Source organism: Hymenobacter psoromatis, assembly GCF_020012125.1.
GTDB classification, from domain to species: domain Bacteria; phylum Bacteroidota; class Bacteroidia; order Cytophagales; family Hymenobacteraceae; genus Hymenobacter; species Hymenobacter psoromatis.
This window is the reverse complement of the sequence record NZ_JAIFAG010000001.1, coordinates 2,026,479-2,052,046: the sequence shown is the minus strand read 5'-3', so window position 1 is coordinate 2,052,046 and position 25,568 is coordinate 2,026,479. Positions and strand designations below refer to the sequence as shown.

27 protein-coding genes are annotated in these 25,568 nt (G+C 61.0%); 14 read left to right on the top strand and 13 right to left on the bottom strand.

The features are described from left to right. Positions 1 to 96 precede the first annotated feature (96 nt). Both LC531_RS08855 and LC531_RS08850 read left to right on the top strand, forming a co-directional pair. Positions 97 to 795 carry a hypothetical protein gene (locus LC531_RS08855; RefSeq protein WP_223649940.1) on the top strand — a complete coding sequence of 233 codons (699 nt, stop codon included), beginning with the start codon at positions 97 to 99 and terminating at the stop codon, positions 793 to 795. Between the two features lie 237 nt (positions 796 to 1,032). Beyond that, positions 1,033 to 1,575 carry a helix-turn-helix domain-containing protein gene (locus tag LC531_RS08850; protein ID WP_223649939.1) on the top strand — a complete coding sequence of 181 codons (543 nt, stop codon included), beginning with the start codon at positions 1,033 to 1,035 and terminating at the stop codon, positions 1,573 to 1,575. 30 nt (positions 1,576 to 1,605) lie between these two features. Here LC531_RS08850 and LC531_RS08845 read toward each other — a convergent pair whose 3' ends face one another. From LC531_RS08845 to fabG, 3 genes are all read right to left on the bottom strand, one after another. Then, positions 1,606 to 2,157 carry a YiiX family permuted papain-like enzyme gene (locus LC531_RS08845; RefSeq protein WP_223653911.1) on the bottom strand — a complete coding sequence of 184 codons (552 nt, stop codon included), beginning with the start codon at positions 2,155 to 2,157 and terminating at the stop codon, positions 1,606 to 1,608. A gap of 136 nt (positions 2,158 to 2,293) precedes the next feature. Further along, positions 2,294 to 3,079: a DUF4262 domain-containing protein gene (locus LC531_RS08840; protein WP_223649938.1), complete on the bottom strand. Its 786-nt coding sequence runs from the start codon at positions 3,077 to 3,079 to the stop codon at positions 2,294 to 2,296. A gap of 2 nt (positions 3,080 to 3,081) precedes the next feature. After that, complete coding sequence (gene fabG / locus LC531_RS08835; protein WP_223649937.1) at positions 3,082 to 3,831, bottom strand: 3-oxoacyl-[acyl-carrier-protein] reductase; 750 nt, start codon at positions 3,829 to 3,831, stop codon at positions 3,082 to 3,084. Between the two features lie 97 nt (positions 3,832 to 3,928). On the opposite strand from fabG, the gene LC531_RS08830 reads away from it, so the two are divergent. After that, positions 3,929 to 5,182 carry an NAD(P)/FAD-dependent oxidoreductase gene (locus LC531_RS08830; RefSeq protein WP_223649936.1) on the top strand — a complete coding sequence of 418 codons (1,254 nt, stop codon included), beginning with the start codon at positions 3,929 to 3,931 and terminating at the stop codon, positions 5,180 to 5,182. Positions 5,183 to 5,216: 34 nt separating this feature from the next. Here the strand turns inward: LC531_RS08830 and LC531_RS08825 are convergent, their stop codons facing one another. After that, on the bottom strand, positions 5,217 to 6,029 hold the full coding sequence (locus tag LC531_RS08825; RefSeq protein ID WP_223649935.1) for an ABC transporter ATP-binding protein: 813 nt from the start codon (positions 6,027 to 6,029) through the stop codon (positions 5,217 to 5,219). Positions 6,030 to 6,131: 102 nt separating this feature from the next. After that, a complete protein-coding gene (locus LC531_RS08820; RefSeq protein WP_223649934.1) occupies positions 6,132 to 6,863 on the bottom strand; it encodes an MlaE family ABC transporter permease in 732 nt (243 codons plus the stop codon). An 87-nt stretch (positions 6,864 to 6,950) separates the two neighbouring features. On the opposite strand from LC531_RS08820, the gene LC531_RS08815 reads away from it, so the two are divergent. Next, positions 6,951 to 7,661 (top strand): SDR family oxidoreductase, encoded by a 711-nt coding sequence (locus LC531_RS08815; RefSeq protein WP_223649933.1) that lies wholly within the window; start codon positions 6,951 to 6,953, stop codon positions 7,659 to 7,661. 109 nt (positions 7,662 to 7,770) lie between these two features. Here the strand turns inward: LC531_RS08815 and LC531_RS08810 are convergent, their stop codons facing one another. Beyond that, positions 7,771 to 8,550 (bottom strand): GIN domain-containing protein, encoded by a 780-nt coding sequence (locus tag LC531_RS08810; RefSeq protein ID WP_223649932.1) that lies wholly within the window; start codon positions 8,548 to 8,550, stop codon positions 7,771 to 7,773. A 22-nt stretch (positions 8,551 to 8,572) separates the two neighbouring features. Between LC531_RS08810 and LC531_RS08805 the strand changes: the two genes are divergently transcribed. Then, complete coding sequence (locus tag LC531_RS08805; protein WP_223649931.1) at positions 8,573 to 9,268, top strand: SDR family oxidoreductase; 696 nt, start codon at positions 8,573 to 8,575, stop codon at positions 9,266 to 9,268. Positions 9,269 to 9,292: 24 nt separating this feature from the next. Here LC531_RS08805 and LC531_RS08800 read toward each other — a convergent pair whose 3' ends face one another. Further along, complete coding sequence (locus tag LC531_RS08800; RefSeq protein ID WP_223649930.1) at positions 9,293 to 10,519, bottom strand: hypothetical protein; 1,227 nt, start codon at positions 10,517 to 10,519, stop codon at positions 9,293 to 9,295. 198 nt (positions 10,520 to 10,717) lie between these two features. Between LC531_RS08800 and gldA the strand changes: the two genes are divergently transcribed. The 4 genes from gldA (at position 10,718) to gldG (ending at position 14,630) form a co-directional block, all read left to right on the top strand. Then, the gene (gene gldA, locus LC531_RS08795; RefSeq protein WP_223649929.1) at positions 10,718 to 11,626 is read left to right on the top strand and encodes a gliding motility-associated ABC transporter ATP-binding subunit GldA; all 909 of its coding nucleotides are present in this window, start codon (positions 10,718 to 10,720) and stop codon (positions 11,624 to 11,626) included. A 14-nt stretch (positions 11,627 to 11,640) separates the two neighbouring features. Then, the gene (locus LC531_RS08790; protein WP_223649928.1) at positions 11,641 to 12,006 is read left to right on the top strand and encodes a hypothetical protein; all 366 of its coding nucleotides are present in this window, start codon (positions 11,641 to 11,643) and stop codon (positions 12,004 to 12,006) included. A gap of 8 nt (positions 12,007 to 12,014) precedes the next feature. Next, positions 12,015 to 12,743 (top strand): gliding motility-associated ABC transporter permease subunit GldF, encoded by a 729-nt coding sequence (gene gldF, locus LC531_RS08785; protein ID WP_223649927.1) that lies wholly within the window; start codon positions 12,015 to 12,017, stop codon positions 12,741 to 12,743. Between the two features lie 135 nt (positions 12,744 to 12,878). Further along, entirely contained in the window at positions 12,879 to 14,630 is a 1,752-nt protein-coding gene (gene gldG / locus LC531_RS08780) for a gliding motility-associated ABC transporter substrate-binding protein GldG (RefSeq protein ID WP_223649926.1), read from the top strand. Here the strand turns inward: gldG and LC531_RS23000 are convergent. After that, positions 14,627 to 14,824, bottom strand: coding sequence for a type II toxin-antitoxin system RelE/ParE family toxin (locus LC531_RS23000; RefSeq protein WP_416139062.1), 198 nt, complete (start codon positions 14,822 to 14,824; stop codon positions 14,627 to 14,629). The genes gldG and LC531_RS23000 overlap by 4 nt on opposite strands. Before the next feature lie 95 nt (positions 14,825 to 14,919). Next, on the bottom strand, positions 14,920 to 15,099 hold the full coding sequence (locus tag LC531_RS08770; protein WP_223649924.1) for a hypothetical protein: 180 nt from the start codon (positions 15,097 to 15,099) through the stop codon (positions 14,920 to 14,922). A 132-nt stretch (positions 15,100 to 15,231) separates the two neighbouring features. On the opposite strand from LC531_RS08770, the gene LC531_RS08765 reads away from it, so the two are divergent. Beyond that, positions 15,232 to 16,134 carry a hypothetical protein gene (locus LC531_RS08765; protein ID WP_223649923.1) on the top strand — a complete coding sequence of 301 codons (903 nt, stop codon included), beginning with the start codon at positions 15,232 to 15,234 and terminating at the stop codon, positions 16,132 to 16,134. Positions 16,135 to 16,222: 88 nt separating this feature from the next. Here the strand turns inward: LC531_RS08765 and LC531_RS08760 are convergent, their stop codons facing one another. Next, positions 16,223 to 17,536, bottom strand: coding sequence for a peroxiredoxin family protein (locus LC531_RS08760; protein WP_223649922.1), 1,314 nt, complete (start codon positions 17,534 to 17,536; stop codon positions 16,223 to 16,225). 226 nt (positions 17,537 to 17,762) lie between these two features. Here LC531_RS08760 and LC531_RS08755 point away from each other — a divergent pair, with 226 nt between their 5' ends. From LC531_RS08755 to LC531_RS08740, 4 genes are all read left to right on the top strand, one after another. After that, positions 17,763 to 20,045 carry an aconitate hydratase gene (locus tag LC531_RS08755; protein WP_223649921.1) on the top strand — a complete coding sequence of 761 codons (2,283 nt, stop codon included), beginning with the start codon at positions 17,763 to 17,765 and terminating at the stop codon, positions 20,043 to 20,045. Positions 20,046 to 20,198: 153 nt separating this feature from the next. Continuing rightward, the gene (locus tag LC531_RS08750; protein WP_223649920.1) at positions 20,199 to 21,194 is read left to right on the top strand and encodes an aldo/keto reductase; all 996 of its coding nucleotides are present in this window, start codon (positions 20,199 to 20,201) and stop codon (positions 21,192 to 21,194) included. Between the two features lie 63 nt (positions 21,195 to 21,257). Beyond that, positions 21,258 to 21,983, top strand: coding sequence for a class I SAM-dependent methyltransferase (locus tag LC531_RS08745; protein WP_223649919.1), 726 nt, complete (start codon positions 21,258 to 21,260; stop codon positions 21,981 to 21,983). A 101-nt stretch (positions 21,984 to 22,084) separates the two neighbouring features. Further along, positions 22,085 to 22,783, top strand: coding sequence for a TIGR02117 family protein (locus LC531_RS08740; protein ID WP_223649918.1), 699 nt, complete (start codon positions 22,085 to 22,087; stop codon positions 22,781 to 22,783). Between the two features lie 100 nt (positions 22,784 to 22,883). Here LC531_RS08740 and LC531_RS08735 read toward each other — a convergent pair whose 3' ends face one another. The 3 genes from LC531_RS08735 to LC531_RS08725 form a co-directional block, all read right to left on the bottom strand. After that, the gene (locus LC531_RS08735; RefSeq protein WP_223649917.1) at positions 22,884 to 23,573 is read right to left on the bottom strand and encodes an SIR2 family NAD-dependent protein deacylase; all 690 of its coding nucleotides are present in this window, start codon (positions 23,571 to 23,573) and stop codon (positions 22,884 to 22,886) included. A gap of 82 nt (positions 23,574 to 23,655) precedes the next feature. Beyond that, entirely contained in the window at positions 23,656 to 24,546 is an 891-nt protein-coding gene (locus LC531_RS08730) for a hypothetical protein (RefSeq protein WP_223649916.1), read from the bottom strand. Positions 24,547 to 24,599: 53 nt separating this feature from the next. Next, positions 24,600 to 25,508, bottom strand: coding sequence for a DUF58 domain-containing protein (locus LC531_RS08725; protein ID WP_223649915.1), 909 nt, complete (start codon positions 25,506 to 25,508; stop codon positions 24,600 to 24,602). Positions 25,509 to 25,568 lie beyond the last annotated feature (60 nt).

The window sequence follows — 25,568 nt, the reverse complement described above, 5'->3', positions numbered from 1 at the left end:
AACACTCATTAACACTGCTTAACGGGCGTTAACGCATTCGGGAAAATGGCGCGGCGTGCTTTGTACCCGTCATTCACCCTACCCCCCTTCTTCTCGATGAAGCTGCTGCTTGCCACCCTCCCGTTCGGGCTATTGGCCCTGTTCCACGCGCCGATTTTACCTGTGGCTAAACCTAACCCCGCCACCCGCGCCCTACCCCCCGACAGCACCACCGTGCGCCTGCTCTATGGTGCCGAGAGCGCCGACCTTACCGAGCTAATGGGCCGCGTGCTGCACGTCGAAAAGCACCGCCTGGAGTTGCGCGACCGCCGCCTGGCCGGTCGCCACCTGCATCTCACCCTGCAAGAATATCGGTACGGCGTGCCCGGCCCCGAAAAGCTCCTCGACTCAGACGTCAGCCTCACTCAACTCGATTCCGCGGGCCGCCTGGCCATTACCATTTATGCCCGTCAGGCATCAAAGAACAAGGTAGAAAACACGTTTATTCTGCCCCGCGCGGCTATGCCCCGCACTTTCACTGCCGTGCCCGGCCAAGCCGATAAGTACAGCTTGCGCTTCGATATCCACCCGCTGCGCCGCTCGCCCGACCAAACCGGAACCGCTCCCAATAGCCCCGCCACGGAGTTCAAGCTCCCCATCGGCCCCGCCGCCGTGCTAGCCGTGTATACTCTACCCTACGAAAAAGACGGCTTCTCCTATTATTGCAACCTCGCCCAAAGCCGCGTGCCCGTGGCCGAGTGGTACAGCCGCTTCAAGGTGCCGCATTTCATAGTGTACCGCGCGCGGGTGGAGTAGGGGCGAGGATTTCAGGCACGGGGCGGGCTGCCGGCTTTTTAGCCGGCTGTCCGCTCGTCGTCAGAATAAGCGGCGCGCCCGACGAGCGGGCTGCCGGCGAAAAAAGCTGGCAGCCCGCCCCACCTGACTTTTTGAAACAGCAATTTGGTAAGAATAAAAATCGTTTACAATAATACTTGCCAGCGCTGGTAAGTATTATTGTAAACGATTTTTATTCTTACCAAAGCCTTTTACTTCATGCCCCGCCATGCTGCTTACTCTTCCTCGCCGCTGGCCGTGCTGCGCCGCCATTTCGGGCTCCCGCAAGACACGCTGGCCTCCTTTCTGCGCGTGACTCCGGCGCAGCTCAGTCGCCTCGAAGCCGGCCACCGCAGCCTCAGCGCGGCCGTGATTGCGCGCCTGCTGCCCCTGCTGCAAGTCCTGCCCGACCCCGCCGCGCCCCCCGCCCCCGAAGACCCCGCCGCCCACCTGGCCCCGCCCACTGCCGCCCCGCTGGCCGCCCGCCTGGACCAGTGCCAGCACCAGGCCCACCAACTGCGCCGCGAGCTAGCCGCCCTCACCACCACCCTCACCAGCGCCCGCCGCTGGCAGCTGGCCCTACCCCCTCTGCTAACCACGGCCGAAGACGAGCGCGCCCGCGCCTGGCTGCTGCGCCGGCAGGAGCAAGCCGCCGCCGACCTCGACGGCGAAACCGCCGCCCGCTACCACCTGCTGCGCCTGCGCCTCGCGGCGCTGGAAGCCGAAGCCGCCGGGCTGGCCGCCCTCCTCCGCAAGGACTAAACGCGCCCAACTACCCAGTTCGCAGCGGCTCTACCGGCTAACCACCGTTACCAGCTCCGCGCTGTTGAACACGCTGGCCGGCGAGATAACCGGCTCGTCCAACGGCAGCTGGTCGCCGTAGCGCTCGTGCAGCTTGGCCTGCACGGCGGGGTTCGTCAGGTCGAAATCGCGTAGCTGCTGCAACTGCCCCAGCTGCCGGTGCAGCCCCCGGTCATACACCTTCCAAATCAGCTCAGAGCAGTAAATCTGCTGGTCCGACCAGTTAAAGGCCAAATCATAATCGCGCCCCAGCATAGGCTGGCCGGCCGCCCGCAGCCGCGCCAGCGCGGCCGGCGTGAGGGCCGTGGCCGCATCGCGCAGCCGCTTCACCACGAAATGCTGGCCCTGCCCCCGCGCCACCCAGCTACTCAGCGGCGTCAGCTTCACCGGCTGCACCGCCTCAAACACCTGCCACTCGCCACCGCTTTTATACAGCAGCCCGCAGTGGCTGTAAGGCGAGTGCGTAGCCAGCTGAATGGTCCGGCTCTGCGCCGATTGCGAGGTGTGGAAGATGAGGTCGCCCTCGTGGAGGGTAGGGGCCAGCGGTGTTATGGTGGCCGTAGCTTGGCGAGTCGCTTGCTAGCGGTGGAGTTTATTGGTTAGGCGGGGGTAGGCGAGGAGGCTAGCAGCGCTAGCTATCACGAGCGAAAAAGACAGCAGCTTATTTGGCAGCAACATATTAGTTGTCGGTTTCTTCTTCCTCGTCCTCTTCTGCTGATTCGTGCTCCTCTTTTTGCCACTCAGAGGCTGCGACTATTCGCCGAGCTTGCCAGCCGTAATTAAGTTGAAATAATTCGTTCACTGTCGGGTCACGTTCTGTTATCTCATCCAATCTTATCACCTTTAGGTCGGCAATGTCGTAGCTGGTATCACACAAAAACTGCCAATCACCATCGGCTTCGTGAATGACACGCAAAATGGGTGAACCCTCTAAAACCTGCCGGGTAGTAAAAACCGCTACGTTTCGCTCTTCCCGAAACTTGAAATTGCTGTCCCGGTCCAGAAGTGGTTGAACAGTTTTCCAAGCAATATTAAATCCTTCATCCCAAGGGTAAAGTGCCTGCTTATCTGGCCACACAATCTGCAAAGCGGGAAAGTCCCAGCTTTTATAGAACCAACCGGCGTAGCCGAAGTAATCGGGGTAACGGTCTTCGTCAACGGTAATAAACCGGACATCAAAACCTTCCAAAAAATCGGGGTAACCAACGTTTGGGTCTGGCTTGGATTGCTTGTCTAGTAATCTTTTGCCTTCCCAAAGTACTGAATGCAACAACTCAAGGCTAAACCCAAAGCAGATAAGTTCTGGGTAGTCATAAGTTTTATGCAACCCAATTGTGTGCGCAAAACTGGGAGAGTAACCATCGCTCTTGTACAATGCGATATGAAACCCGTGCTCCTTTACGTCGCTGAGAATCCGCTTCTCAGATTCCGCATCGTGCGCGGTGTGTTCCTCGAGCGTAATCATTTCTACGTCAGCATCCCGCCATCCACTTGCAGCACCTGCCCGGTGATATACGCCGAGTCATCTGAGGCCAGAAACGCCGTGGCTTTGGCCACATCCTCGGGCGAGCCGCCGCGCTTGAGCGGGATGGCCTTGCGCCACTCCTCCACCTGCTTTTGGTCGAGCGCGTCGGTCATTTCGGTTTCGATGAAGCCGGGGGCGATGGCGTTGCAGCGGATGTTGCGCGAGCCCAGTTCCAGGGCCACCGACTTGGTGAAGCCGATAATGCCGGCCTTGCTGGCGGCGTAGTTGGCCTGCCCGGCATTGCCCTTAATGCCCACCACTGAGGTCATGTTGATGATGCTGCCGGCCTTGGCGCGCATCATGGGCTTGGTGGCGGCCTTGGTAAGGTTGAATACCGATTTTAGATTAACGTTGAGTACGTTATCCCACTGTGCCTCGCTCATACGCATGAGCAGGCCGTCCTGGGTGATACCGGCGTTGTTGACCACGATATCGAGCTTGCCGAACTCGGCCACCACATCATCGACCAGCTTTTCGGCCTGGGCGAAGTCGGCGGCGTCGGAGCGGTAGCCCTTCACCTTGGTGCCGTGGGCGGCCAGCTCGGCTTCCAGCGCCTGGCCCTTCTCCACCGACGACAAATACGTGAACGCTACCTGCGCGCCCTGCTGGGCAAACAACGTGGCAATGGCGCGGCCAATGCCCTTCGAGGCCCCCGTGATGAGGGCTACTTTTCCGGCGAGAGTCTGATTCATGGGGCGAAAGTAGCGTAGGGTACGGGTTAGCCTGCCGTTCTTTGAGCTAAAACAAAAGATTAGTCGGCTATGCCGGCAAGTGAAAGTATCCCCTACAATGCTTGATATCTGTATTCTGGGCGCGGGGCCGGGCGGGGCCTTGGCGGCGCTGCACCTGGCGCGCGCCGGCCAGGCTTGCCTGCTACTCGACAAGGCCACGTTTCCGCGCGATAAAATCTGCGGCGATGCGCTCAGCGGCAAGGTGCTGGCCGAGCTGCGCCACCTGGGCGGCCCGCTGCTGGGCCGCCTAGCCGCTGCTGCCTTACCCAATGCCAGCAATGGCATCGATTTCTACGCGCCCAACGGCCGGCAGCTCCACATCCCCTTCAAGCCGCAGCGCGACCCGGCCAGCCCGCCCGATGGCTACGTGGTCAAGCGGATTGACTTCGACAACCTGCTCATCGAGGAGGTGCGCCAGCAGCCGCTTATCGACTTTCGCGAAAATTGCGAGGTGGCCCGCACCGAGCGCACGGCCACCGGCTGGCTGCTCTTCAACAAGGGGGGTAGGGAGCTGGCCCAGTGCAAGCTGCTGCTAGTGGCCAGCGGCGCGCAGTCCGCCTTTGTGCGGCAGGTGGCGGGCCATGCCCTGGAGCCCGCCCACTACTGCGCCGGGCTGCGCGCCTACTACCGCGGTGTGGCCGGCCTCAGCCCCGACAACTACGTGGAGCTGCATTTTCTGCCCGAGCTGCTGCCCGGCTACCTCTGGGTTTTTCCGCTGCCCAATGGCGAGGCCAACGTGGGGGTAGGCATGCTGAGCAAGGATGTGGCCAAGCACCACGTCAACCTACGCGAGAAATTCCAGCATCTATTGGCCACGCACCCGGCCTTCCGCGAGCGCTTTGCCCAGGCCGAGGGGGTAGGGCCGCTGCGCGGCTGGGGCCTGCCGCTGGGCTCCAAGCGCCGGGTTATTTCCGGTGATAATTACCTGCTGCTCGGCGACGCGGCCTCGCTCATCGACCCCTTCACCGGCGAAGGCATCAGCCACGCGATGGTGAGCGGGCGCCACGCCGCCGACTGGGCCGGCCGGGCGCTGGCGGCCCCCGATTTTTCGGCCAACTTCCTGCGTGGCTACGACGCGGCCGTGTACCGCCGCCTGGGCCAGGAGCTGCGCCTGAGCACCTTTATGCAGCGCCTCATTCGCTGGCCCAGCATCTTCAACTTCGTGGCCAACCGCGCCGCCCACAACCCTACGCTGGCCGAAACGCTATCGCAGATGTTTCTGGACCTCGACCTGCGGGCGCGCCTCAAACAGCCCAAATTCTACGTGCAGCTGCTATTTGGTGGCCAAAAAAGAACCCCGCTCAAGTCCTGAGCGGGGTTCAACTGAAAAGCGGGGGGTAGGGCGGCTACAGGTCGGAGAGCGGCTCGGCGGCCAGATGCTCCAGGCCGCGGGGGCCGTCTTCCTGCTCGATGCGCTTGGCGGCGCGCACCAGCGACGAGCTGAAAATAAACTCGCGCAGCTCCGGTACTTCGGCGTTCAAAATCTCATCCTTATTGCCGTCCCACAGCTTTTTGCCCTGGTGCAGAAAGATGATGTGGTCGCCGATGCCCACCACCGAGTTCATGTCGTGGGTGATAATGGCGGTAGTGATATTGTACTCGTGGGTAATTTCCGAAATCAATTCGTCAATCTTAATGCTCGTGGCCGGGTCGAGGCCCGAGTTGGGTTCGTCGCAGAAGAGGTAGGTGCAATTAGGCGCAATGGCACGGGCAATGCCCACGCGCTTCTTCATGCCGCCCGAAATCTCGGAGGGCATCTTGTTGCCCGCGTTTTCCAGGCCCACGCGCTTCAGGCAAAACTCCACGCGGTCGGCGCGCTCCTCGGCGCTCATATCGGGCGTCAGCATTTGCAGCGGAAACTCCACATTTTTGGCCACCGTCATCGAGTCAAACAGGGCCGAGCCCTGAAACAGCATCCCGATTTTGCGCCGGATTTCCTGCCGGATGTCCACTTTATTATTGGTAAATACCGTACCGTCGAAAGTAATGGAGCCGATATCGGGCTTCATTAGGCCCACCACGCACGAGAGCAGCACGCTTTTGCCCGTGCCCGAGCCGCCGAGCAGCAAATTGCACTTGCCCGTTTCGAGCGTGCAGCTAATGCCTTTCAGCACCTGGTTGCCATCAAATGACTTCTCGATGTTAGATATCTCAATCATAATTTCACAAGTAGTAAATGGCTAAAGTAGTAAATGGCCGAATGGTTTAAGGCGTACTTAGGACGCTCCGCCCATTTACCCACTCTTCCTTTCACCCATTGGCTATAAAAGGATGGCCGCCAGGATGTAGTCGGCGAGCAGGATGGCGATGATAGAGTTGGTAACGGCTGCCGTGCTGGCCGCGCCTACTTCCAGTGCGCCGCCCTCGGTGTAGAAGCCTTTATAGGCCGAAATGCCCGACACTAGGAAGGCAAAAACCACCGCCTTGATAAGCGCGAACACGATGTTATAGGGAATAAAATCGGTGCGAATGCCCTCAATATAATCCTGCGGGGCCATTACGCCCGAGAGCGTGCCGGCCAGGTAGCCGCCCAGAATGCTGAGCGCCATTGCCAGAATTACGAGCAGCGGAAACATGAACATGGCCGCCAGAATGCGTGGCAGCACCAGATACGACGTGGAGTTGATGCCCATTACTTCCAGGGCCGAAATCTGTTCCGTAATGCGCATCGTGCCCAGGCCGCCCGCAATAGACGAGCCTACCTTACCCGCCAGCACGATGCTGGTAATAGTAGGAGCCAGCTCCAAAATCGTCATCTCGCGCACCATGTAGCCGATAGTGGACTTCGGGATGAGCGGGTTGGTGAGGTTGTAGGCAATCTGGATGCAGGTTACGGCCCCGATGAAGGCCGATACGATGCCCACAATGAAGATAGAATTGACCCCGATGAGCGTAGCTTCTTCAAAAAAGCGCTTCCAGAGCACTTTCATCCGCTCGGCCCTCGCCACCATATTGTAGAGAAACAGAACGAAAGAGCCGAGAATTTTGAGCATAAAGCAGAAGGGTGAGAAGACCAGAACTTGGGTGGGCTGGCCGCGGCCGAGCATCTTTGCGCGTCATACGTATAAAATCAAAAAAGAGTGGCCGTACTAGTTGAGTTAATCGTGATAACGGGGGGTAGCCAGGGCATCGGGCGGGCCCTAGTACTGAGTTTTTTAGCCGCTGGCTACCGCGTTGCTACCTGCGCCCGCCGGCCCGAAGATTTGGCCGCCCTGGCCGCCGATTGCCCCGGCCGGCCCCTGCACACCCTGCCCGCCGACCTTAGCCAGCCCGCCGATTGCCAGCGTTTTGGCGCGTTCGTGCGGGCACTGGGCCCGCCGCTGGGCGCGCTCATCCACAACGCCGGGGCCTACGTGCCCGGCCGCTTCCAAAACGAGCCCACCGACGGCTCGCAGCTGCGCCACATGCTGGCCGTGAACCTGCTCAGTGCCTACGACCTGACCCAGGCGCTGCTGCCCACGCTGCTGCGGCAGGGTAGGGGCCACGTGTTCACCATCTGCTCCACGGCTAGCATTACGCCCTACCCCAACGGCGGCTCCTACGGCGTGGCCAAAGCCGCACTGCTGGCCTTCACCAAAAACCTGCGCGAGGAAGTAAAAGCCCAGGGCCTGCGCGTGACGGCCGTGCTGCCCGGTGCCACCCTCACCCGCAGCTGGGAGGGGGTAGGGTTGCCCCCGGAGCGCTTCATCGACCCTGCCGACGTGGCCCAGGCCGTTCTCAGCGCCTATCAGCTCTCGCCCCACGCCGTAGTCGAGGAGCTGCTTATTCGCCCCCAGCTAGGTGATATTTAAGTAGAGACGCGACCCTTCGCGTCTCTCGGCTTACAGTTAGAGACGCGACCCTTTGCGTGTCTCGGCGTTAGGGGTCGTTCTCACGTGGGAGCCGTGAAGAGTCGCGTCCCTATTCCCGCACCAGATGCCCCGGATTTTTTCCCTGCGCGACGATGAGCCCCGGATTACCGGTATAATAAAATGTGCCCGTGCCGTCGAGCACGCCCCCGATATTCTGGCTCACCCGCACGTGGGCATCGCCAATCCAGGTGGGGAAGGTGTGGAAGTAGCAGTAGCGCGTAGTGAGTGCGCTGGCGAAGAGAAAGCCATTGCTGCCCAGGTTGGGGTGAAATTCCTGGGCCGTGCCCCGCAGGGTCATGTCGCCCGCGTCGTAAATGTCAATGAATAAGTACACGCAGTTGACATTCAGGTTGATATCGCCAGTACCCGACGAGTGCACGAACAGGGTATCCTGCCGAAACTGTCCGTCGGTCGTAACCAGGCCGTAGCCACGCTGCTCCACGTCTTTGAGGTAAGGCAGGTGCAGGCGTACCTCGCGCGGGGTGTCGTAGCTGCGCACCCAGTTGCAGCGGCTGGTGTTGCGAATGAGCAGGCGCTTCGGCCCCTGGTACTCGAAGGTGATGTCGTTGCGTACGTTTTCGCCGGCCCGCACCTCGGCGTAAGTGGCCGTGTCGGGCACAATGGTCACGTCCACGTTGTCGTAGAGCACCACATCGGTGAGGCCGCGCGTGATGGCGCGGCGCTCCGTGGTCACGGGGCCGTTGCTTTTGAGGCAGTCCGCATCGTGGCTGGCTCCGCAGGCGGCCAGCGCCAGGCCGCCGGCCAGCAGGGCTGCCGCCCGGCGCAGCCCGGCCAGCGCGTTACTTTGTAGCGGTATTCGTAGTCGCATCCGTCAAATTTTACCTGAAAGTATGAACCTGAGTGGGAAAGTTGCCATCGTTACGGGCGTGAGTAGCGGCATTGGGCGCGCTACGGCCGAGGCTTTGCTGGCCCGCGGGGCCGCCGTGGCCGGCTGGGGCCGCACCGCCCCTGAGGGCCTGAACCACGACCGTTTCCAGTTTTTCGAATGCGACGTGCGCGACGAGCACGCCGTGGCCGAAGCCCTGACCAACACGTTGCGCGAGCTGGGGCCCGAAATTCACGTGCTGGTCAATAACGCGGGGGTAGGGAAATTCGGGCCCGTGGACGGGTTCAAGTCCGAAGACTGGCACGTCCTGTTCGATACCAACGTCAACGGCCTGTTCTATTGCACCCGCGCCGTGCTGCCCGCCATGAAAAAGCAGCACGAAGGCCACCTCATCAACGTCGCCTCGCTGGCCGGCACGGCTGGCACCGCCAACCTGGCTGGCTACTGCGCTACCAAGTACGCCGTACGCGGCTTCTCCGACGCCCTCTTCAAGGAAGTGCGGCCCGACGGCATCCGCGTCACGTGCGTGATGCCCGGCTCGGTCGAAACCAACTTCGGCGGCATGGAGCCCGGCCAAAAGCCCGACCCACACAAGATGCAGCCCGAAACCATCGCCGCCGCTATTATCCACGCCCTCGAAGCGCCGGAAGCCACCATGATTTCGGAAATTCAATTGCGCCCGGCGAACGTTAAAAAATAATATCGCTTATCAATCAGCTGAGTTTTAATCAGCCAACGTAGCCCAATTGGCTTCCAGCCGGCCGCGATGCAGGCGCATATAGAGGGTGTCGCCGCGTTGCTTCTGATTATAATAATCTGAGCTAACTGCTAAGGCTGGGGGGTCGTTTACTGGCCCCCAGGGTGTGACATGCAAATGATAACGATAGCCTTTACCCTGGGCTATGTATTTATCGTTGACGTGCGTGAGGTAGCGCGCCGTGTACTGCTCACGCCAAGCCACGTTGTAGGTCGTGGCCGCCGCCAGCCCGTAGGCCGCCGCCAGCACTAGGGCCACGGGCACCACCACCAGTAGCCGGGTCGACTGGGCCAGGCCGCGCCGGCTACCCAGCAGCAGCAGCGCCCCAAATACCAGGCTAACGCCCACTGCGACAGGCCACAGTGGCTGCCAGGAAAGAAAAGGGAAATTGATTGCCAGTTTCAGCACCAGTACCAGGGTAGGGGCCGCAATGGCCGTTAGCATATTGGCGTGCGGGTCGTCGGCATTAGGGATAAACTGCATGAGACCCTGGTTCCCCCATAAAGCTGCTACCGCCACCAGCGGCACGGCCAAAGCTACTACCGCCACTAACTCCAGCGGATGTGGGTAAAACAGAGTCCACGTTGCTATTAAAATAGCCACTACGTTTAGCCAGATAGTAGAATTTTCGCTTTGGCGCAGGGAGGCACTGCGGATGCTGGTGGTGGCACCCAATCTGCTGTCTTGTAATAGCTTGTCGGTGGCCTGGGCGCGTGCCTGTAGGCGGCGCGTGCGTTCGGATGCGTCGAGGTCCGGTACATGCGCGGCCAGCAACGCTCTTACTTGTCTATAATTTTCATACGTTTTTTCTATCAGGATATCACCACCCATATCGGGAAGTGCTTCTAGGAGGATATAGCTGCTATTCTTGGTAAAATGCTCCGAGAAGCCTTTTATTTCGCTGTAGAGCAGCGTATACGATTTCCCACCTATCTCCTTGGTTACCTGCCCCGGCCCGATGGTCAGGCACGTAATAGAATGGTCGCCGAGGACCTTTATCAGTATCCACACAAAAGCTGCTTCGGCCAATGCAAAGCCAAGATGCGCGCCAACTGCGTGCACGCCCGGCCACCAAATGGTTACCAAAAAGCCACTAAAAAAGAAAAAAACGAGCCAGGGTGCCATGTGTTTGCCGAACCAGGAAGTTGATGGCGGGTAAAACTTGTGCTCGAAGGTATCGGGAGCGGGCTGCATATGGAAAGAGGAGAGCGTTTGCGAATAAAAGTAGGAGATGAGAATGTTGCAGCATAGCCACTTGCGGCAGGAAGGCAGCGGGCCTACCCTTCCAACCCAGGTCCGCTTCAACCTCCCAAAGAAAGGCGTTTGAGAGAATACCACTAACTAGCGCGAACTTTACCGCCGGAGCCGGAGCTTGCCGGCTGCCTACCCTGCATGGTTGAAGTAGAAAACTTAATCAAAACCTACGGTGCGCAAAACGCCGTGGACGACATCAGCTTCCAGGCGGCGAAGGGCGAAATCGTGGGCTTCCTGGGTCCCAATGGCGCAGGCAAGAGCACGACCATGAAAATCGCGCTCGGCTACCTGCCGCCCACGGCCGGCACGGTGCGCATCGGCGGCTTCGACGTGCGGCAGGCCCCGCTGGAAGTGCGCCGCCGCGTGGGCTACCTGCCCGAGCATAACCCGCTCTACCTTGACATGTACGTGCATGAATACCTCGAATTCATCGGCGCGGTGCACGGGCTGCGGGGTAGGGAATTGCGCCAGCGCGTGGCCCACTTAGTGCAGAAAGTCGGCCTCACCCGCGAGCAAAATAAGCAGCTCGGCGCGCTCAGCAAGGGTTACCGCCAGCGTGTGGGCCTGGCCGAAGCCCTGGTCCACGACCCCGAAGTATTGATTCTGGACGAGCCCACCACTGGCCTCGACCCCAACCAGATTGGCGAAATCCGCCAACTCATCCGCGAGCTAAGTGCGGATAAAACGGTCATTTTCAGCACCCACATTCTGCCTGAAGTCACGGCGCTGTGCTCCCGCGTGGTCATCATCAGTCGCGGCAAGCTGGTGGCCGACGCGCCCGTGGCCGAGCTGGCCGCCCGCGCCGCCGGCGAAGCTGTGCTCCGCGCTGAGTTTGAAGGCCCCGTGGCCACCGCCCCGCTGGCCGCCCTACCCGGCGTGCGGGGGGTAGAGGCGGCCGGGCCGGACGTGGTACTCATCCGCACCGCGCCGGGCATCGACGTGCGCGCCGCTGTGTCGCGCCTGGCTGTGGAGCAGGGCTGGCTGCTGCTGGGCCTGCGGCAGGAGCAGCAGAGCCTGGAAGCGGTGTTTGGGGAATTGACGAGGTGAGCATACTTCTGAATATGAAACCAATTTTTCTTAAGAGAAGAAACCTACTTGTGCTTGGTAGTGAAAGGTCGGATATGATAATGATTATTTTGATTTTTGGTGTAGCCTCATTTTTTATTATCCGCCAAAATTTTATAGACGCAGAAAATTTGCGCAAAAACGGTATTCCAGTTAAAGCAATAGTTTATAATAGTCAATATGTAAAAGGAACATACACTTTTGATATTAGATTCTTGCACAAAAATAAAATTGTTTCTAACGAATGTCGAAGTCGACTAAGTTATGCGATAGGAGACTCAATAAATGTGAGAATTGATTCGAAAAAGCCATCAGGAGCTTGCCGAATTATTTACTCAAAGAGTGACAGTTTAAAATTGTAAAGCAGTAAATGCTCACCATCCTTCAAAAAGAATTCAACGCCTTCCTTAACTCGCCCGTGGCTTACGTCGTCATCGGCGTGTTTCTGGTGGCGACCGGGCTGTTCGTGTGGGTTTTTCCCGATAGCAGCGTGCTCGACTACGGCTACGCCGACTTGCAGTCGCTATTCAACCTCGCGCCGTGGCTGTTTCTGCTGCTGATTCCGGCCATTACCATGCGCAGCTTTGCGGAGGAAAAAAAGGCCGGCACGATGGAATTGCTGCTCACGCGCCCACTCACCGATGGGCAAATTGTGGGGGGCAAGTACCTGGCCTGCTTGTTGCTGGCGCTGCTGGCGCTGGTGCCTACGCTGCTCTACTACTTCTCGGTGTATCGGCTGGGCTCACCGCCCGGTAACATCGACTCGGCGGCTACGGTGGGCTCGTATTTGGGGCTGGCGCTACTGGCGGCCGTGTTTACGGCGCTGGGCGTGCTGGCCTCGGCCCTCACCCGCGACCAGATTATTGCCTTCGTGCTGGCCGTGGTGGCGTGCTTTCTGGTGTACACCGGCTTCGATTCGTTGGCTTCCGTCCTTGATGGCGCGCCGGCCTACTACGTGAGCCAGCTCGGCATCGCGGCTCACTACCGTGACCTTAGCAAGGGTCTCATTGACTCGCGCGACGTACTATATTTTCTCACCGTGGTGGCCGTGGCCCTGCTGGGTACGCGGCTGGCGCTGCGCAGCCGCAATTGGGCGTAGTTCTTAGCTATTATGTCCATCACGCAGTAGGGTGCGGGGCTTGCCCCCGCCTGTCGTCGAACGGAACCGGCGTGCATCGTTCAACGGCGGGCGGGGGCGAGCCCTGCACCCTACTGCACAAGGAGAATAGCTTTTTTGGTAAAAATATTAGATAAGTCAGTGATTAACAACGAAGAGCAATTAATAATCAGCCAGCAGCCAGCAGCTAAAAAACGCGATTTGCTGCGCTTCGCGGCCATCGTGGGCGTGCTGCTAGTGCTCAATTTTGTGGCCCAGCGCTTCTTCTTTCGCGTTGACTTAACGGAGGAAAAGCGCTACACAATGTCGCCGGCTACCAAGCAGCTGCTCAGCAACTTGAAAGAGCCCGTGACCGTCACGGTGTACCTGGCCGGCGACTTCCCACCCACGTTCCGCCGCCTGGAGCAGGGCGTGCGCGAAACTCTGACCGAGATGCAGGTGTACGCGGGCGGCAACCTGAATTTTATTTTCATTGACCCGAGCGCGGCCGGCACCGAAGCGGGCCGCAACAAGTTTTACGAAACGCTCTTCAAAAAGGGCCTGAAGCCGACCAACCTGGGCGCGAACGAAAACGGCAAGCGGGTCGAGAAAATCATTTTTCCCTGGGCCGTGGTGCAGGCCGGCGGCCAAACGCGCAACGTGCTGCTGCTGCGCGGCAGCCAGGTAGCCGCTCCCGAGGAGCGCCTTAACCAAAGCGTGGAGGGCCTGGAATATGAGCTGGCCAGCACCATCCGGCAGGTAGCGCCGCCCGGTGGAGCCAAGCGGCGGCTAGGCATCATCGCGGGCCACGGCGAGCTGACAAACGTGGAAATGGCTGATATCCTCACCGCCTGGAGCCAGAACTACGATGTATTTCGGGTGAACCTGACCCAGGTGAAAGACCTGCGCGGCAACCTCGACGCCGTAGTCATCGCCAAGCCCACCGGGCCCTATTCGGAGCTGGAAAAATTCCGGCTCGACCAATTCATTACCCACGGCGGACGGGCGCTGTTTTTCGTGGATGCCCTGCGCGTGGACCTCGACAGCGTGAGTCGCAACGGCGCGGCCCTGGCCACGCCCTACGACCTGAACCTGGACGACCTCTTCTTCCGCTACGGCGTGCGGCTGAACCCCAATTTATTACTGGATTTAAATAGCGGCCAGATTCCGCTGGTGACGGGCATGACCGGTAACAAGCCCAAAATCGAGCCGCTGCCCTGGCAGCTCTACCCCCTCATCAACCGCTTCAGCACCAACCCAATAACTCGCAACCTCGACGCGGTGTATCTGAAGTTCGCGGGCAATATCGACACGGTGAAGGCGGCCGGCATTCGCAAAACCTGGCTCATGACGACCTCGCGCTACACCCGCGTGCTACCCGCGCCGGTACCCATCAACTTCAATGATGCGCGCCTGGAACCCAACCCCAAACTCTATAAAAGCGGCTACCAGCCGGTGGGCTACCTACTCGAAGGTAAGTTTCGCTCGCTCTTCGCCAACCGCGCCGTGCCGGGTACCACGCAGTACCAGCCCGACCAGAACCCCAATGCCCAGCCCAGCAAGCTGGTCGTGATTTCGGATGGTGATTTTCTGCGCAACGACGTGGACCCTAAGTCGGGCCGGCCGATGCGCCTGGGCTACGACCGCCTTTCCAGCACCGAGTTTGCCAACCGCGAGCTGATTCTCAACGCCACCGACTACCTGCTCGACGAAACCGGCCTCATCGCCGTGCGCGGCAAGCAAATCACGCTCCGGCCTCTGGATAAGGTGCAGCTCGCCGACCACCGCCGACCGTGGCAGCTGCTGAACCTGGGCGCGCCGCTGGTGGTGCTGGCCGCCTTTGGCGCGGTGCGCGCCTGGCGGCGCAAGCGGCGGTACGCGCGTTTTTAGGGGGTAGGGTTACCGCAAAATCTCCAGGGGCGTGCGCTGGAGTGAATACGCAGGATGTCAATGCGTTCGGATGAAATGATGCGGTAAACAATACGATAATCATTTTTCAAGACTTCCCTAATCGTTGGGCGACCTATTTCCGGTACTATGCGTCCTGCTTCGGGAAAACTTTCCAACATATGGGTAGCCTTGATGAGTTACGTAGTAAGCCGGTCAGCATAAGCTGCCGAATAAGCTTCGGCGTATTGCTGGATGGCTTGCAAGTCATCCATCGCCTCATTTGTCCACCTTACTTGCGCCATGACCGTACTCGGCGCGCTACTTCTTCCTGGGAAATGGTTTCGCCCGCTTCACTTTGGCGCAAGCCTTCTTCCACTTTCTCGATAAAAATAAGCCGTTCCATCAACGCATTGAATTCCATCGGCTCGGGCATCGCCTGCACGGCGGCCAGGATAGTTTCTTTAGTCATGGCAAAATAGCTGGTAAAAAGAGGGCGGGGTAGCCCACGGCTAAGATAAGCGGCGCGCCGGGTTGCGGGTTCCGGCGGCGCGGGGCGCTTTCGTCAATGGCGTAGCTTTGTGCTTCATTCTGCCCTTGTGCCATGCGTTTTGCTTCCCTGCTCCTGACCCTACCCCCCGCCGTGCTGCTGGCCGGCTGCACCCAAAAGGCCACGCCCACTGGCGCAGCAGCCGTGCCGGCTACCAAGTCGGTCAGCCACTTTATTGCCACGCCGCCCACTATCGACGGGCAGGCCACGGAGTGGACCGACTCGCTGCAATACGACGCCAACAGCCACTTGCAGTACCAGATTCTCAACGACGACCGCATGGTGTACGTGCGCCTCAAGGCCAACGACGCGCCTACCCAGGCCAAGATGGTGTACCTGGGCACAGTGGTGTGGCTCGACTCGACGGGCCGCAACCAGCAGCAACTGGGCGTGCGCTTCCCGCTGGCCGTAGACCTAAACTCGCTCAAAGGCAGCGCCGAGCGCCCGGCCGGCGCAATGGGGCCCAGCGCCGCTGAGCGCCAGGCCGAGCACGTCGCCCGCCTGCGCTCGGTTATCACCGGGGCTCGCGAAATGGAACTGCTCAACTATCGCGGCAGCAAGGAGCCCGTGCTCACCGACTCCGAATCGAAGCTCGGGGTGAAGGCGGCTATCGGTCTCGATGCCCGCAACAATATTATTTATGAGCTGGCCGTGCCGCTGCGGCTCATCTACCGGCACGTGCCGGCCCTGGCCGCCGGGCAGCCCGCCGTGGTAGGCGTGTGGGTAGCCGGCCAGAAGCCCAAAGTACCCGCCGGGAGCCAGTCGGCCGACAACAGCGTGGTAGGCCCGCAGGGTGGCGGCATGGGCGGCATGGGCGGCGGGTATGGTGGGCGCGGCGGTGGGTACGGTGGCGGCGGCTACGGTGGTGGCGGCGGCTACCGGAGCCGGGGCGGCGGTGGCGCTCCCAGCTTCCAAACCTTTTCGCTGCGCACTAGCGCGCAATTGCTCGGAAAGTAGGGGGTAGGACAAGAGGGAGTATAGAGGGTGAGTTAAAAATTTGACAGTCAAATTTTTAACTCACCCTCTATACTCCCTCTTAACGAAGCTATTCCTTCAGCAGCTTGTCCACGGTGCGGTTGAAGTGCGCTTTCTCGTCCTCATAATATTGCCCCGTGCCCGGCCCCGAAAAGCCCGTCCGAATGCTGCGTACCACGCCCTTCTTATCGAGGAAAATTGTGGTTGGGAAACCCAGGAATTTTGCCAGCTGCGGCAGCGAAGCGGCCACCGAGTCTTTGTCGGAAGTGCCGGCCACAGCCAGGTCGTAGCCAATATGGTAGCGCTCCTTCAGCTTGCGCAGGCGCGGAGCGGCCTTGTCGTAGTCAGCGCTGCGCTCGTAGCCCAGGCCGATGACTTCGACACCGCGCGCCTTATTCTGCGCGTACCAGGGCGCGAGGTAGGCAGTTTCGTCCATGCAGTTGGGGCACCATGAGCCCAGGATTTGCACCACTACTACCTTGCCCCGATACTTGGGGTCGGTAGGGGAGATGCTGCTGCCCTGCACGATGCTCGGGAATTTGAAATTCAGCCGCGACTCGCCCTTCTTGAGGTAGGTGAGTGTGTCGGCGTCGGGCAGCTTGGCCTTGGGGTCGAGGGTAGCGGTCCAGGTTTCGTGGCCCGATTTGCCGGAGTAGTAGTCGCCTTTAATTTTAGTGTAAACCTGGTCGTTTAACGTGTCTGCTATGCCCTGGCTATTATTTGGTTTTCCTATAAACAGGAAAGCATGACCTCCATCAAATGTACTAAACCGCATGGTAGAGCCATCCATCTGTCCAGCTAAGTAGCGGTAGTCTCCGGTAGTGGTTAAAAACGTGCCGGTTACGTCCCTGCCAGTTTGCTTAAAAATACCAACGGCCGGATACGACTTGCCAGTTTTATCTTTAAACTCTGTTTTCCATGTTCCACTGAAAGGTGAACCTTTAGCGGCAGTACTCTGGAATAGCGGCTGCTCGCCCGCCGTAGCTACCAGCGGCACCCGATACGGCGTTTTCGAGTCGTATTTCACCCACGCGCCTCGCAGCTTGCCCTGCCCGTCGGCGCGCACCACCAGCGCGGCATCGAAGACGTGTAGCTTGATGGTGGCCGAGTCGCCGGCCGCCGAAATCTCGTCGCAGCGCAGACGTTCCTCGCCGTTCAGGCCCTTATTAATCAGGTAGACTACGGGCTTGCCAGCTTCCGTTTTCACTTCAAATAGAAACGGAATTTTCTGGCCCTGCGCGGCCAGTTCGCCGCGCCAGGGGCCGGGCGTGAGCAGGGCGGCGGCCGAAGCCGTGCCCGCGCCCGCTTGCGCCGTATCGGTGGTAGTAGCCGATTGGCAGCCAGCCAGCAGCACCGCGCTCAAAAGAAGGGGGTAGGCTTTCATGAAGAAGCAAAGTAGAAGCCTCAAAACTAGCGCCGCGCCTGTTTAGTTATCACCCCCTTCGCTACCTTTTCTGCGTAAACCTCCGCGCTCGCAGGGTTCAAACCACCCGCGTAGTGCCCCGAACCATCCTTTATCTGGACCGGTTCTAAGTATGCGGCTAAACTACCAACTTGCCTGCCGTGCGAAGTACTTTTGCGCGTAAGCTAACAACCCCACTCTCCCTCCTATGGCGTTTGACCTTGATATGATTCGGGCCGTGTACGCGGGCCTCGGCTCGCGCATTGAAGCGGCCCGCACGGCCGTGGGCCGCCCGCTCACGCTCACCGAAAAAATCCTCTACGCCCACCTCTACGGGGGCAAAGTTGGGGAAGCGTACCAGCGCGGCGTGAGCTACGTCGATTTTACCCCCGACCGCGTGGCTATGCAGGATGCCACCGCCCAGATGGCCTTGCTTCAGTTTATGCAGGCCGGCCGCGACAAAACCGCCGTGCCCAGCACCGTGCACTGCGACCACCTCATCCAGGCCCGCGATGGGGCCACCGAGGACTTGGCCCTGGCCAACGAGGAAAACCGCGAAGTCTACGATTTCCTAGCTTCGGTATCCAATAAATACGGCATTGGCTTCTGGAAGCCGGGCGCGGGTATCATTCACCAAGTAGTGCTCGAAAACTACGCTTTTCCGGGCGGCATGATGATTGGCACCGACTCGCACACCCCTAATGCGGGCGGCCTGGGCATGGTGGCCATCGGCGTGGGCGGTGCCGATGCCGTGGACGTGATGGCCGGGATGCCCTGGGAGCTGAAATTCCCGAAGGTGATTGGCGTGAAGCTGACCGGTAAGCTCAGCGGCTGGACCTCGGCCAAGGACGTGATTCTGCGGGTAGCGGGCATCCTAACCGTAAAGGGCGGCACCGGGGCCATTGTGGAATATTTCGGCGAAGGTGCGGAGAACCTGAGCTGCACCGGCAAGGGCACCATCTGCAACATGGGCGCGGAAATCGGGGCCACGACCTCCGTTTTTGGCTACGATGAGAAGATGGGCGACTACCTGCGCAGCACCGACCGCGCCGATATCGCCGACCTGGCCAGGGGCGTGGCCCAGCACCTGCGCGCCGACGACGAGGTGTATGCCAACCCCGCCGATTTCTACGACCAGCTCATCGAGATTGACCTCAACACCCTGGAGCCCTACGTGAACGGCCCGTTCACGCCGGACGCGGCCTGGCCGATTTCGGAGTTTGCCGCCGCCGTGCGCGCGCACGGCTGGCCCGAGAAGCTGGAAGTGGGCCTCATCGGCTCGTGCACCAATTCGAGCTACGAGGATATTACCCGCGCCGCCAGCATCGCCAAGCAGGCCGTGGATAAGGGCCTAACCGTCAACGCCGAATTCACCATTACGCCTGGTTCGGAGCAGGTGCGCTACACCGTGGCCCGCGACGGTCTGCTCGATACCTTCGCCGAGATGGGGGGGGTAGTGCTGGCCAATGCCTGCGGTCCGTGCATCGGGCAGTGGGCCCGCCACACCGACGACCCCAAGCGCAAAAACTCGATTATTACGAGTTTTAACCGCAACTTCGCCAAGCGCAACGATGGCAACCCCAATACCCACGCTTTCGTGGCCTCGCCCGAAATCGTGACCGCCTTTGCCATTGCCGGCAACCTCACGTTTAACCCCCTCACCGACACCCTGCCCGGCCGTAGTGGCGCGGTGAAGCTCGACGAGCCCGTGGGCGTGGAATTGCCCCCGGCCGGCTTTGCCGTGGAAGACGCGGGCTTCCAGGCTCCCGCTGCCAATGGCAGCGGCGTGCAGGTGCTGGTTGATAGAAATTCCGACCGCCTGCAACTACTGGAGCCCTTTAAGCCCTGGGAAGGCAGGGACCTGCTGGGCCTGCGCGTGCTTATTAAGGCGCTAGGTAAGTGCACCACCGACCACATCAGCATGGCCGGCCCGTGGCTCAAGTTCCGCGGTCACCTGGATAATATTTCCAACAACATGCTCATCGGCGCGACCAACGCCTTCACCGGCGAAACCAACGCCGTGAAAGCCAGCGGTATCCAGGGCAACCCCTACGTGGCCGTGCCGGTGGCCGCTCGCACGCTCAAAAGCATGGGCGTCGGCAGCATCGTGGTGGGCGATGAGAACTACGGCGAAGGCAGCTCGCGCGAGCACGCCGCGATGGAACCCCGCCACCTGGGCGTGCGCGCCGTGCTGGTGAAAAGCTTCGCCCGGATTCACGAAACCAACCTCAAGAAGCAGGGAATGCTGGCCCTCACTTTCGCCAACAAGGCCGACTACGACCTGATTGAGGAAGACGACCAAGTGGATATTTTGGGCCTCACGAGCTTCGCGCCCGGCCAGCCGCTGCAAGTGCGCCTGCGCCACGCCGATGGTGATACCGACCTGCTCACCGTCAACCACACGTATAATGAGGGTCAAATTGGCTGGTTCCGGGCTGGCTCGGCCCTGAACCTGATTAAGCTGGAAACGGGTGGGGTAGGGGCGTTCTAAACGCAATTTTTGCTACTGCTGAAACGGCCGTCTCGGGAAACCGGGGCGGCCGTTTTGTGTGCGGGGTTGGCTCGCGCCCGGCATTAACTGCACCCAAACGCAACCCGCGCCTGCCGGACGGGGTAGGAGGAATCTCCAATCCTTCCTACCCCCATGAACCACCGCACCCTCGGCAAAACCGGCTTTTCCATCTCTGAAATTAGCCTTGGCACCTGGCAGGTGGGCGGCAAGTGGGGCGAGCCCTTTAGCCCCGCTAACGCTGACCGCATTCTGGATGCCGCCGTGGACGCGGGTATCAACTTCATTGATACGGCCGACGTGTACGGCGACGGCGACGCGGAGAGCGAAAAGGCCGTGGGCCGCCTCGTGCGCCGCTGCGCCGGCGAGCGCATCTACGTGGCCACCAAGTGTGGCCGGCGCATTCAGCCCCACACCAACGAGGCCTACCAGCCGGCCGCCCTGCGCGGCTTCGTGGAAGACAGCCTGCGCAACATGCAGCTCGATACCCTCGACCTGGTGCAGCTGCACTGCCCGCCCCCGGCGGTGTACTACCGCCCCGAAATATTTGAGCTGTTTGACCGGCTCAAGGACGAGGGTAAAATTCAGAACCTGGGCGTGAGCGTGGAAAAAGTGGAGGAAGGGCTGAAAGCCATCGAATTCCCGAACGTGACCACCCTGCAAGTGATTTTCAACATGTTCCGGCAGCGACCGGCCGAGCTGCTGTTTCCGGAAGCCGCGCGGCGCAAGGTGGGCCTGATAGTGCGGGTGCCGCTGGCGAGCGGGCTGCTCACAGGCAAGTTTTCAACCCAAACGACCTTCGCGCCCGACGACCACCGCCACTTCAACCGCGACGGGGCGGCCTTCGACCAGGGTGAAACTTTTTCGGGGGTGGACTACGAAACCGGCCTGGCGGCGGTGGAAGAGCTGAAAAAAGTGCTGCCCGGTCCCGCTAGCCTGGCGCAGTCGGCCCTGCGCTGGGTGCTGATGTTCCCGGAGGTGAGCTGCGTTATTCCGGGCGCGTCGCGGCCCGAGCAATTGGTCTCCAACATCCAAACGGAGCGAATGCCGGCCCTGACCGCCGCGCAAATGACCGCCGTGCGCGCTATCTACGACCGTCATATTCGGCCGCAGGTGCAGCAGCGGTGGTAGGGGCTGGTGCGCCGGCGGGTATATTTGCCGCCCTACCCCTATCTCCATCAATAGCCTGCCCTAATGGATTTAAAAGAGCTTGAAAACGGCGTCAACCCCGACGTGCACTGGTATTACCAAAGCAAGAAGCTGCCCCTGTTGCGCTATACCCAGCGAGCCCTGGCGGCGGGCCAGCCGCTAACCATCGTGGATATTGGCTCGGGCTCGGGCTTTTTTGCCTTGGAGCTGGAGAAAAAATTCGGCGACAAGCTGCGCAAAATTTACCTGGTCGATACCGGGTATTCGGCGGAGGAAATGGCCGCTACCCAGGGTCAGAAGGTGGAGAAGGTACACGCCATTCCGGCTCGAATTGAGAACGGCCTCGTTATTATGATGGACGTGCTGGAGCACTTGGAAAGCGACTTGGCCATGCTTCAAAGCGTAAAAGCGGCCTGCGTAGGCGATAATAACTACTTCTTCATCACGGTACCCGCGTTTCAGTCGCTGTGGAGCGGGCACGACGTGTTTCTGGGCCACTACCGGCGCTACCGCATCCCGATGCTGCGTGGCGTGCTGCGGCAGGCCGGCTTCCGCCAAATCAGTAATTATTACCTCTACGGCGGGCTGTTTCCGCTGGTGTGGTCGGTGCGCCAGTTCAACAACCTGCGCGGGCAGGATGCGGCTTCCAACATGCGGCCCTTCCACCCGCTGGTCAACCGCATTCTGCTGGGGCTGACTTCGCTCGAAATGAAAATAGCCCCCGCCAATAAGCTGTTTGGCGTGACCTGCGTGGGTCAGGGCAAGGTGTAGCCTGGTCCTACCCCCCTTCGGGCAGGTGGAGGGGGGTAGGGCGGCGGCGCGGGTTACTTTTGGCAGAATCGCGTACTTGCGGGTAAAAATAACTTCCCTTTATGGCACGCCTGCTGCGTAAAAGTCTGAAAATAGTTGCCTATTCCGTTGGGGGCCTGGTAGGAGCCGTGGCCGGGTACTGGAGCGTGGCCCAGGTATTCTCGCGCATTCCGGTGGCCAAAGCGCCGACCGATGAAGCTGCTACCATTCCCTTCTTCATCCATTCCAACGGCGTGCACACCGACCTGGTGGTGCCCCTGCAAACCAGCTACATCGACTGGACCCGGCAGCTACCCCCCGGCAATACCCAGGCCCACGATACCACTTACCACTACGTGGGCATTGGTTGGGGTGATAAGGGCTTCTACCTCGAAACCCCCACCTGGGCCGAGCTGAAGCCGCGCACCGCCGTGCGGGCCGGTTTCTGGCTGAGTACCACGCTGATGCACACCACCTACTACCGCGAGGCCGACCTGCGCCCTGGCCCGCTCTGCGTGCCGCTGCGCCTCACGCCTACCCAGTACCGGCACCTTATCGCCTACATCGAAAAGAGCTTCCAGCGCGACGCAACCGGCCAGTTTAACTGGGTGCCCGGCCACAGCTACGGCGACCATGATGCCTTTTACGAAGCCAACAGCCGCTACAGCATCCTCAATACCTGTAATACCTGGGCCAACACGGGCCTCAAAGTATGCGGCCAGCGCGCCTGCCTCTGGACGCCCTTCGACACGGGCATTCTCTACCAGTACCGCGACCGGTGAGGGGGGTAGGGCGTAGAGACGCGACCCCTCGCGTCTCTCCCCACGCACACGATTGTTCAGTAAAGAGAGCCGCGAAGGGTCACGTCTCTGCGACCGGCTACTACTTCATTGTCAGCTCCTTCAGCACCCGCGGTACGCCGGTGCTGGCGGGCTCTGCCACGTAGCGCACGCCGCGCCGGCCGCTCACCTCGGGCTGGTGCGGGTCGATGACGTAGACCGGGCAGCCGGCCGGCGCGTAGTGCAGCAGCCCGGCGGCCGGGTACACTTGCAGCGAGGTACCGACGACCAGCAGCGCATCGGCGGTCGCCACTAGCTCAGCGGCTTCCTCAATGGCCGGCACCATTTCACCAAACCACACGATGTGCGGCCGCAGTTGCCCGCCATCGGCGGCCAGGTCGCCCAGCGCGATGTCGCCGGGGCAGTCGAAGATGGCGGTTTCGTTTTTCACCGAGCGCATCTGGGTGAGGCTGCCGTGCAGGTGCAATACGTGGGAGGAGCCGGCGCGCTCGTGCAGGTCGTCCACGTTCTGAGTAATGAGGCTGACCGTCCAGCCAGGGGCGGCCTCGAAGCCGGCCAGGGCCTGGTGCGCGGCGTTGGGCTGCACCTGGCGGGCCTGGGCGCGGCGCTGGTTATAAAAATCAAGTACCAGCGCCGGGTTGCGGGCAAATGCCTCGGGCGTGGCTACGTCTTCCACCCGGTGCTCCTCCCACAAGCCATTGGTGTCGCGGAAGGTCCGAATGCCGCTTTCCGCCGACACGCCCGCGCCGGTAAGTACTACAAGGTGAGGCATGTTTATTTAGGAATTAAGGGTTAATACATGGAAATAGCAGATGAGCACGACCGTTCTTTTAGTACTTATTGCCCGGTGCCGACTACCCAATACTTATTAAAGCGTACTGCTGCTCGGCAAAAGCGCGCAGGCGCAGTAAGGCCGCGTCAACCTCCTGGGCGTCTTCGCTAAGCAGGTTGCCATACACTACGCGGTCGGTGGCGCGCAGGGCGCGGCGCACGTCCTCATCATTATTAAAATACTGAGTTAACTCTTTAGTAGTTAAAGAGTTAAGATTACTATTTTCGAGGCTCGACAAGTAATTTTTCCATAACGACACCGTGCGCTCCACCACCGCCGCCGAGCGCGAGAGCGTGAAACGCTCGGTGTTGCGAGCAAACTGCGCCAGAAAGTATACGTGGTTTTTGCGGCGCTTGTAGCGACTGTAGCGCTGCCGCCAGCGCCGGCCGTAGAGCGCCCACGCGCCGCCGCCCAGCGCCAGCCCGCCCGCCAGCCCCGCCAGCCAGAAGGGGTAGTCGAAGGCCGGAGTCAACGGTAGCCAGCGGTAGCCCGTGCGCAGCGCGGGCGGGCCGCTGGCCCCGGCCGGCAGGGTAGGGGCCATGCGCAGCAGCCGCACCTGCGCCGCCGGGGGTAGCAGGCGCAGCGTATCGCGGGGGCCACGCAGCACCAGCACCGGCACTTGCAGGGCCTGCACCGGAGCCAGCGAAAACGTGCGCAACTCATATTCTACCCGGTCGAGACTGCGGCCGTCCTGGGTGCGCGTGGGTAGCCAGCGCCTCCCCGCATACTCGAAGGGCGCGAAGTTGGCCAACGAATCGGGAAAGATGACTTCTTCGGCCGGGTCGTGGGCGTAGCGCAGCTCGTAGCGCAGGGGTTGCCCTACCCCCACGGCCGCCCGCGAGAAGCGCCCCACCGGCCCGCCGCCCTGGCCACTGCCGGCCCGGCCCGGCCCGGCCAACAACAAGCTAAACAAAAAGCTGATTGCTGGTATTTTGCGAAAAAAAAGTACGTAGTGCCGCATCCCACTCATTGGTTGCGCCGGCGAAACAGGCCAACCAGCTGGGGCACGAAGTCTTCGTCGGTGCGCAGGGTGAGCAGGCTCACGCGCTGGCGGCGGCAGAGGGTGCGCAACGCCTGCTGCCGGACTAGCAGCTGCCCCGCGTGCTGCGCCCGGAAGGCCGGGGCCGAGGTATCGACCCAGCGCAACAGGCCCGTTTCGGCGTCGCGCAGGGGTACGATGCCCAGCGCCGGAAACCGGGCCTCCTGCGGGGCCAGCAGCTGCACCACCACCAGCTCGTGCCGCCGGGCCAGCATGGTCAGCTCGCGCTCGTAGCCTTCATCAATAAAATCTGAGATGAGCACCACCAGGCTGCGCCGCCGCACCAGCCCCAGCAGCTGCCGAATGCCTGCCCCCACGCTGGTATGCGGCGAGGCCGGCACCAGGTCGTAGAGGCGCTGGAGCAGGGCGTAGGCCGCCCGCAGGCCTTTGGTGGGGGGGAGGTACAGCTCTTTTTGGTCCGAAAAAGCCAGCAGGCCCAGCGCGGCATCCTGGCGGGCGGCGCTTAGCGCCAGCACCCCGGCCAGGTCGCGGCCCAGGTCGAGCTTGCTCGGTGCGCCGCCTACCCCGCCGCCCACCCGCTGCGAGGCGCTCACGTCGAGGGCCACCAGCACCTGCTGCTCGCGCTCCTCCTTGTAGGTTTTTACGAACGTGCCGTGGCCTTTGCTGCTCACCGCCCAGTCGATGGCCCGCACCTCATCGCCGTACTGGTAGAGGCGCACGTCGTCAAACTCCAGCCCATTCCCCCGAAAAACCGACCCGAAATTGCCTTGCAGCTGCGCCTCCACCGCCTGGCGCATCCTGATTTCGAGGTGGCGCAGGCGGCGCACCAGCGCCGTGAGGCGGGCGGGCAGGCGGGCAGGGGTAGGGGGCGGCATAAGTAGGATGAGCTTTAGCTTGCCGGCAAGCGGGGGCGGGTAGGCGAAGCTACGGCGCAG

Bases quoted from the DNA above. Each gene is read 5' to 3' on its own strand.
- gldA (WP_223649929.1), top strand. From the start codon at position 10,718: ATGGTTGAAGTAGAAAACTTAATCAAAACCTACGGTGCGCAAAACGCC.
- gldF (WP_223649927.1), top strand. From the start codon at position 12,015: ATGCTCACCATCCTTCAAAAAGAATTCAACGCCTTCCTTAACTCGCCC.
- LC531_RS08735 (WP_223649917.1), bottom strand. From the start codon at position 23,573: ATGCCTCACCTTGTAGTACTTACCGGCGCGGGCGTGTCGGCGGAAAGC.
- LC531_RS08790 (WP_223649928.1), top strand. From the start codon at position 11,641: ATGAAACCAATTTTTCTTAAGAGAAGAAACCTACTTGTGCTTGGTAGT.
- LC531_RS08765 (WP_223649923.1), top strand. From the start codon at position 15,232: ATGCGTTTTGCTTCCCTGCTCCTGACCCTACCCCCCGCCGTGCTGCTG.
- LC531_RS08805 (WP_223649931.1), top strand. From the start codon at position 8,573: ATGAACCTGAGTGGGAAAGTTGCCATCGTTACGGGCGTGAGTAGCGGC.
- LC531_RS08830 (WP_223649936.1), top strand. From the start codon at position 3,929: ATGCTTGATATCTGTATTCTGGGCGCGGGGCCGGGCGGGGCCTTGGCG.
- LC531_RS08840 (WP_223649938.1), bottom strand. From the start codon at position 3,079: ATGATTACGCTCGAGGAACACACCGCGCACGATGCGGAATCTGAGAAG.
- LC531_RS08820 (WP_223649934.1), bottom strand. From the start codon at position 6,863: ATGCTCAAAATTCTCGGCTCTTTCGTTCTGTTTCTCTACAATATGGTG.
- LC531_RS08810 (WP_223649932.1), bottom strand. From the start codon at position 8,550: ATGCGACTACGAATACCGCTACAAAGTAACGCGCTGGCCGGGCTGCGC.
- LC531_RS08855 (WP_223649940.1), top strand. From the start codon at position 97: ATGAAGCTGCTGCTTGCCACCCTCCCGTTCGGGCTATTGGCCCTGTTC.
- LC531_RS08800 (WP_223649930.1), bottom strand. From the start codon at position 10,519: ATGCAGCCCGCTCCCGATACCTTCGAGCACAAGTTTTACCCGCCATCA.
- fabG (WP_223649937.1), bottom strand. From the start codon at position 3,831: ATGAATCAGACTCTCGCCGGAAAAGTAGCCCTCATCACGGGGGCCTCG.
- LC531_RS08760 (WP_223649922.1), bottom strand. From the start codon at position 17,536: ATGAAAGCCTACCCCCTTCTTTTGAGCGCGGTGCTGCTGGCTGGCTGC.
- LC531_RS08755 (WP_223649921.1), top strand. From the start codon at position 17,763: ATGGCGTTTGACCTTGATATGATTCGGGCCGTGTACGCGGGCCTCGGC.
- LC531_RS08750 (WP_223649920.1), top strand. From the start codon at position 20,199: ATGAACCACCGCACCCTCGGCAAAACCGGCTTTTCCATCTCTGAAATT.
- LC531_RS08825 (WP_223649935.1), bottom strand. From the start codon at position 6,029: ATGATTGAGATATCTAACATCGAGAAGTCATTTGATGGCAACCAGGTG.
- LC531_RS08725 (WP_223649915.1), bottom strand. From the start codon at position 25,508: ATGCCGCCCCCTACCCCTGCCCGCCTGCCCGCCCGCCTCACGGCGCTG.
- LC531_RS08745 (WP_223649919.1), top strand. From the start codon at position 21,258: ATGGATTTAAAAGAGCTTGAAAACGGCGTCAACCCCGACGTGCACTGG.
- LC531_RS08850 (WP_223649939.1), top strand. From the start codon at position 1,033: ATGCCCCGCCATGCTGCTTACTCTTCCTCGCCGCTGGCCGTGCTGCGC.
- LC531_RS08740 (WP_223649918.1), top strand. From the start codon at position 22,085: ATGGCACGCCTGCTGCGTAAAAGTCTGAAAATAGTTGCCTATTCCGTT.
- LC531_RS08770 (WP_223649924.1), bottom strand. From the start codon at position 15,099: ATGACTAAAGAAACTATCCTGGCCGCCGTGCAGGCGATGCCCGAGCCG.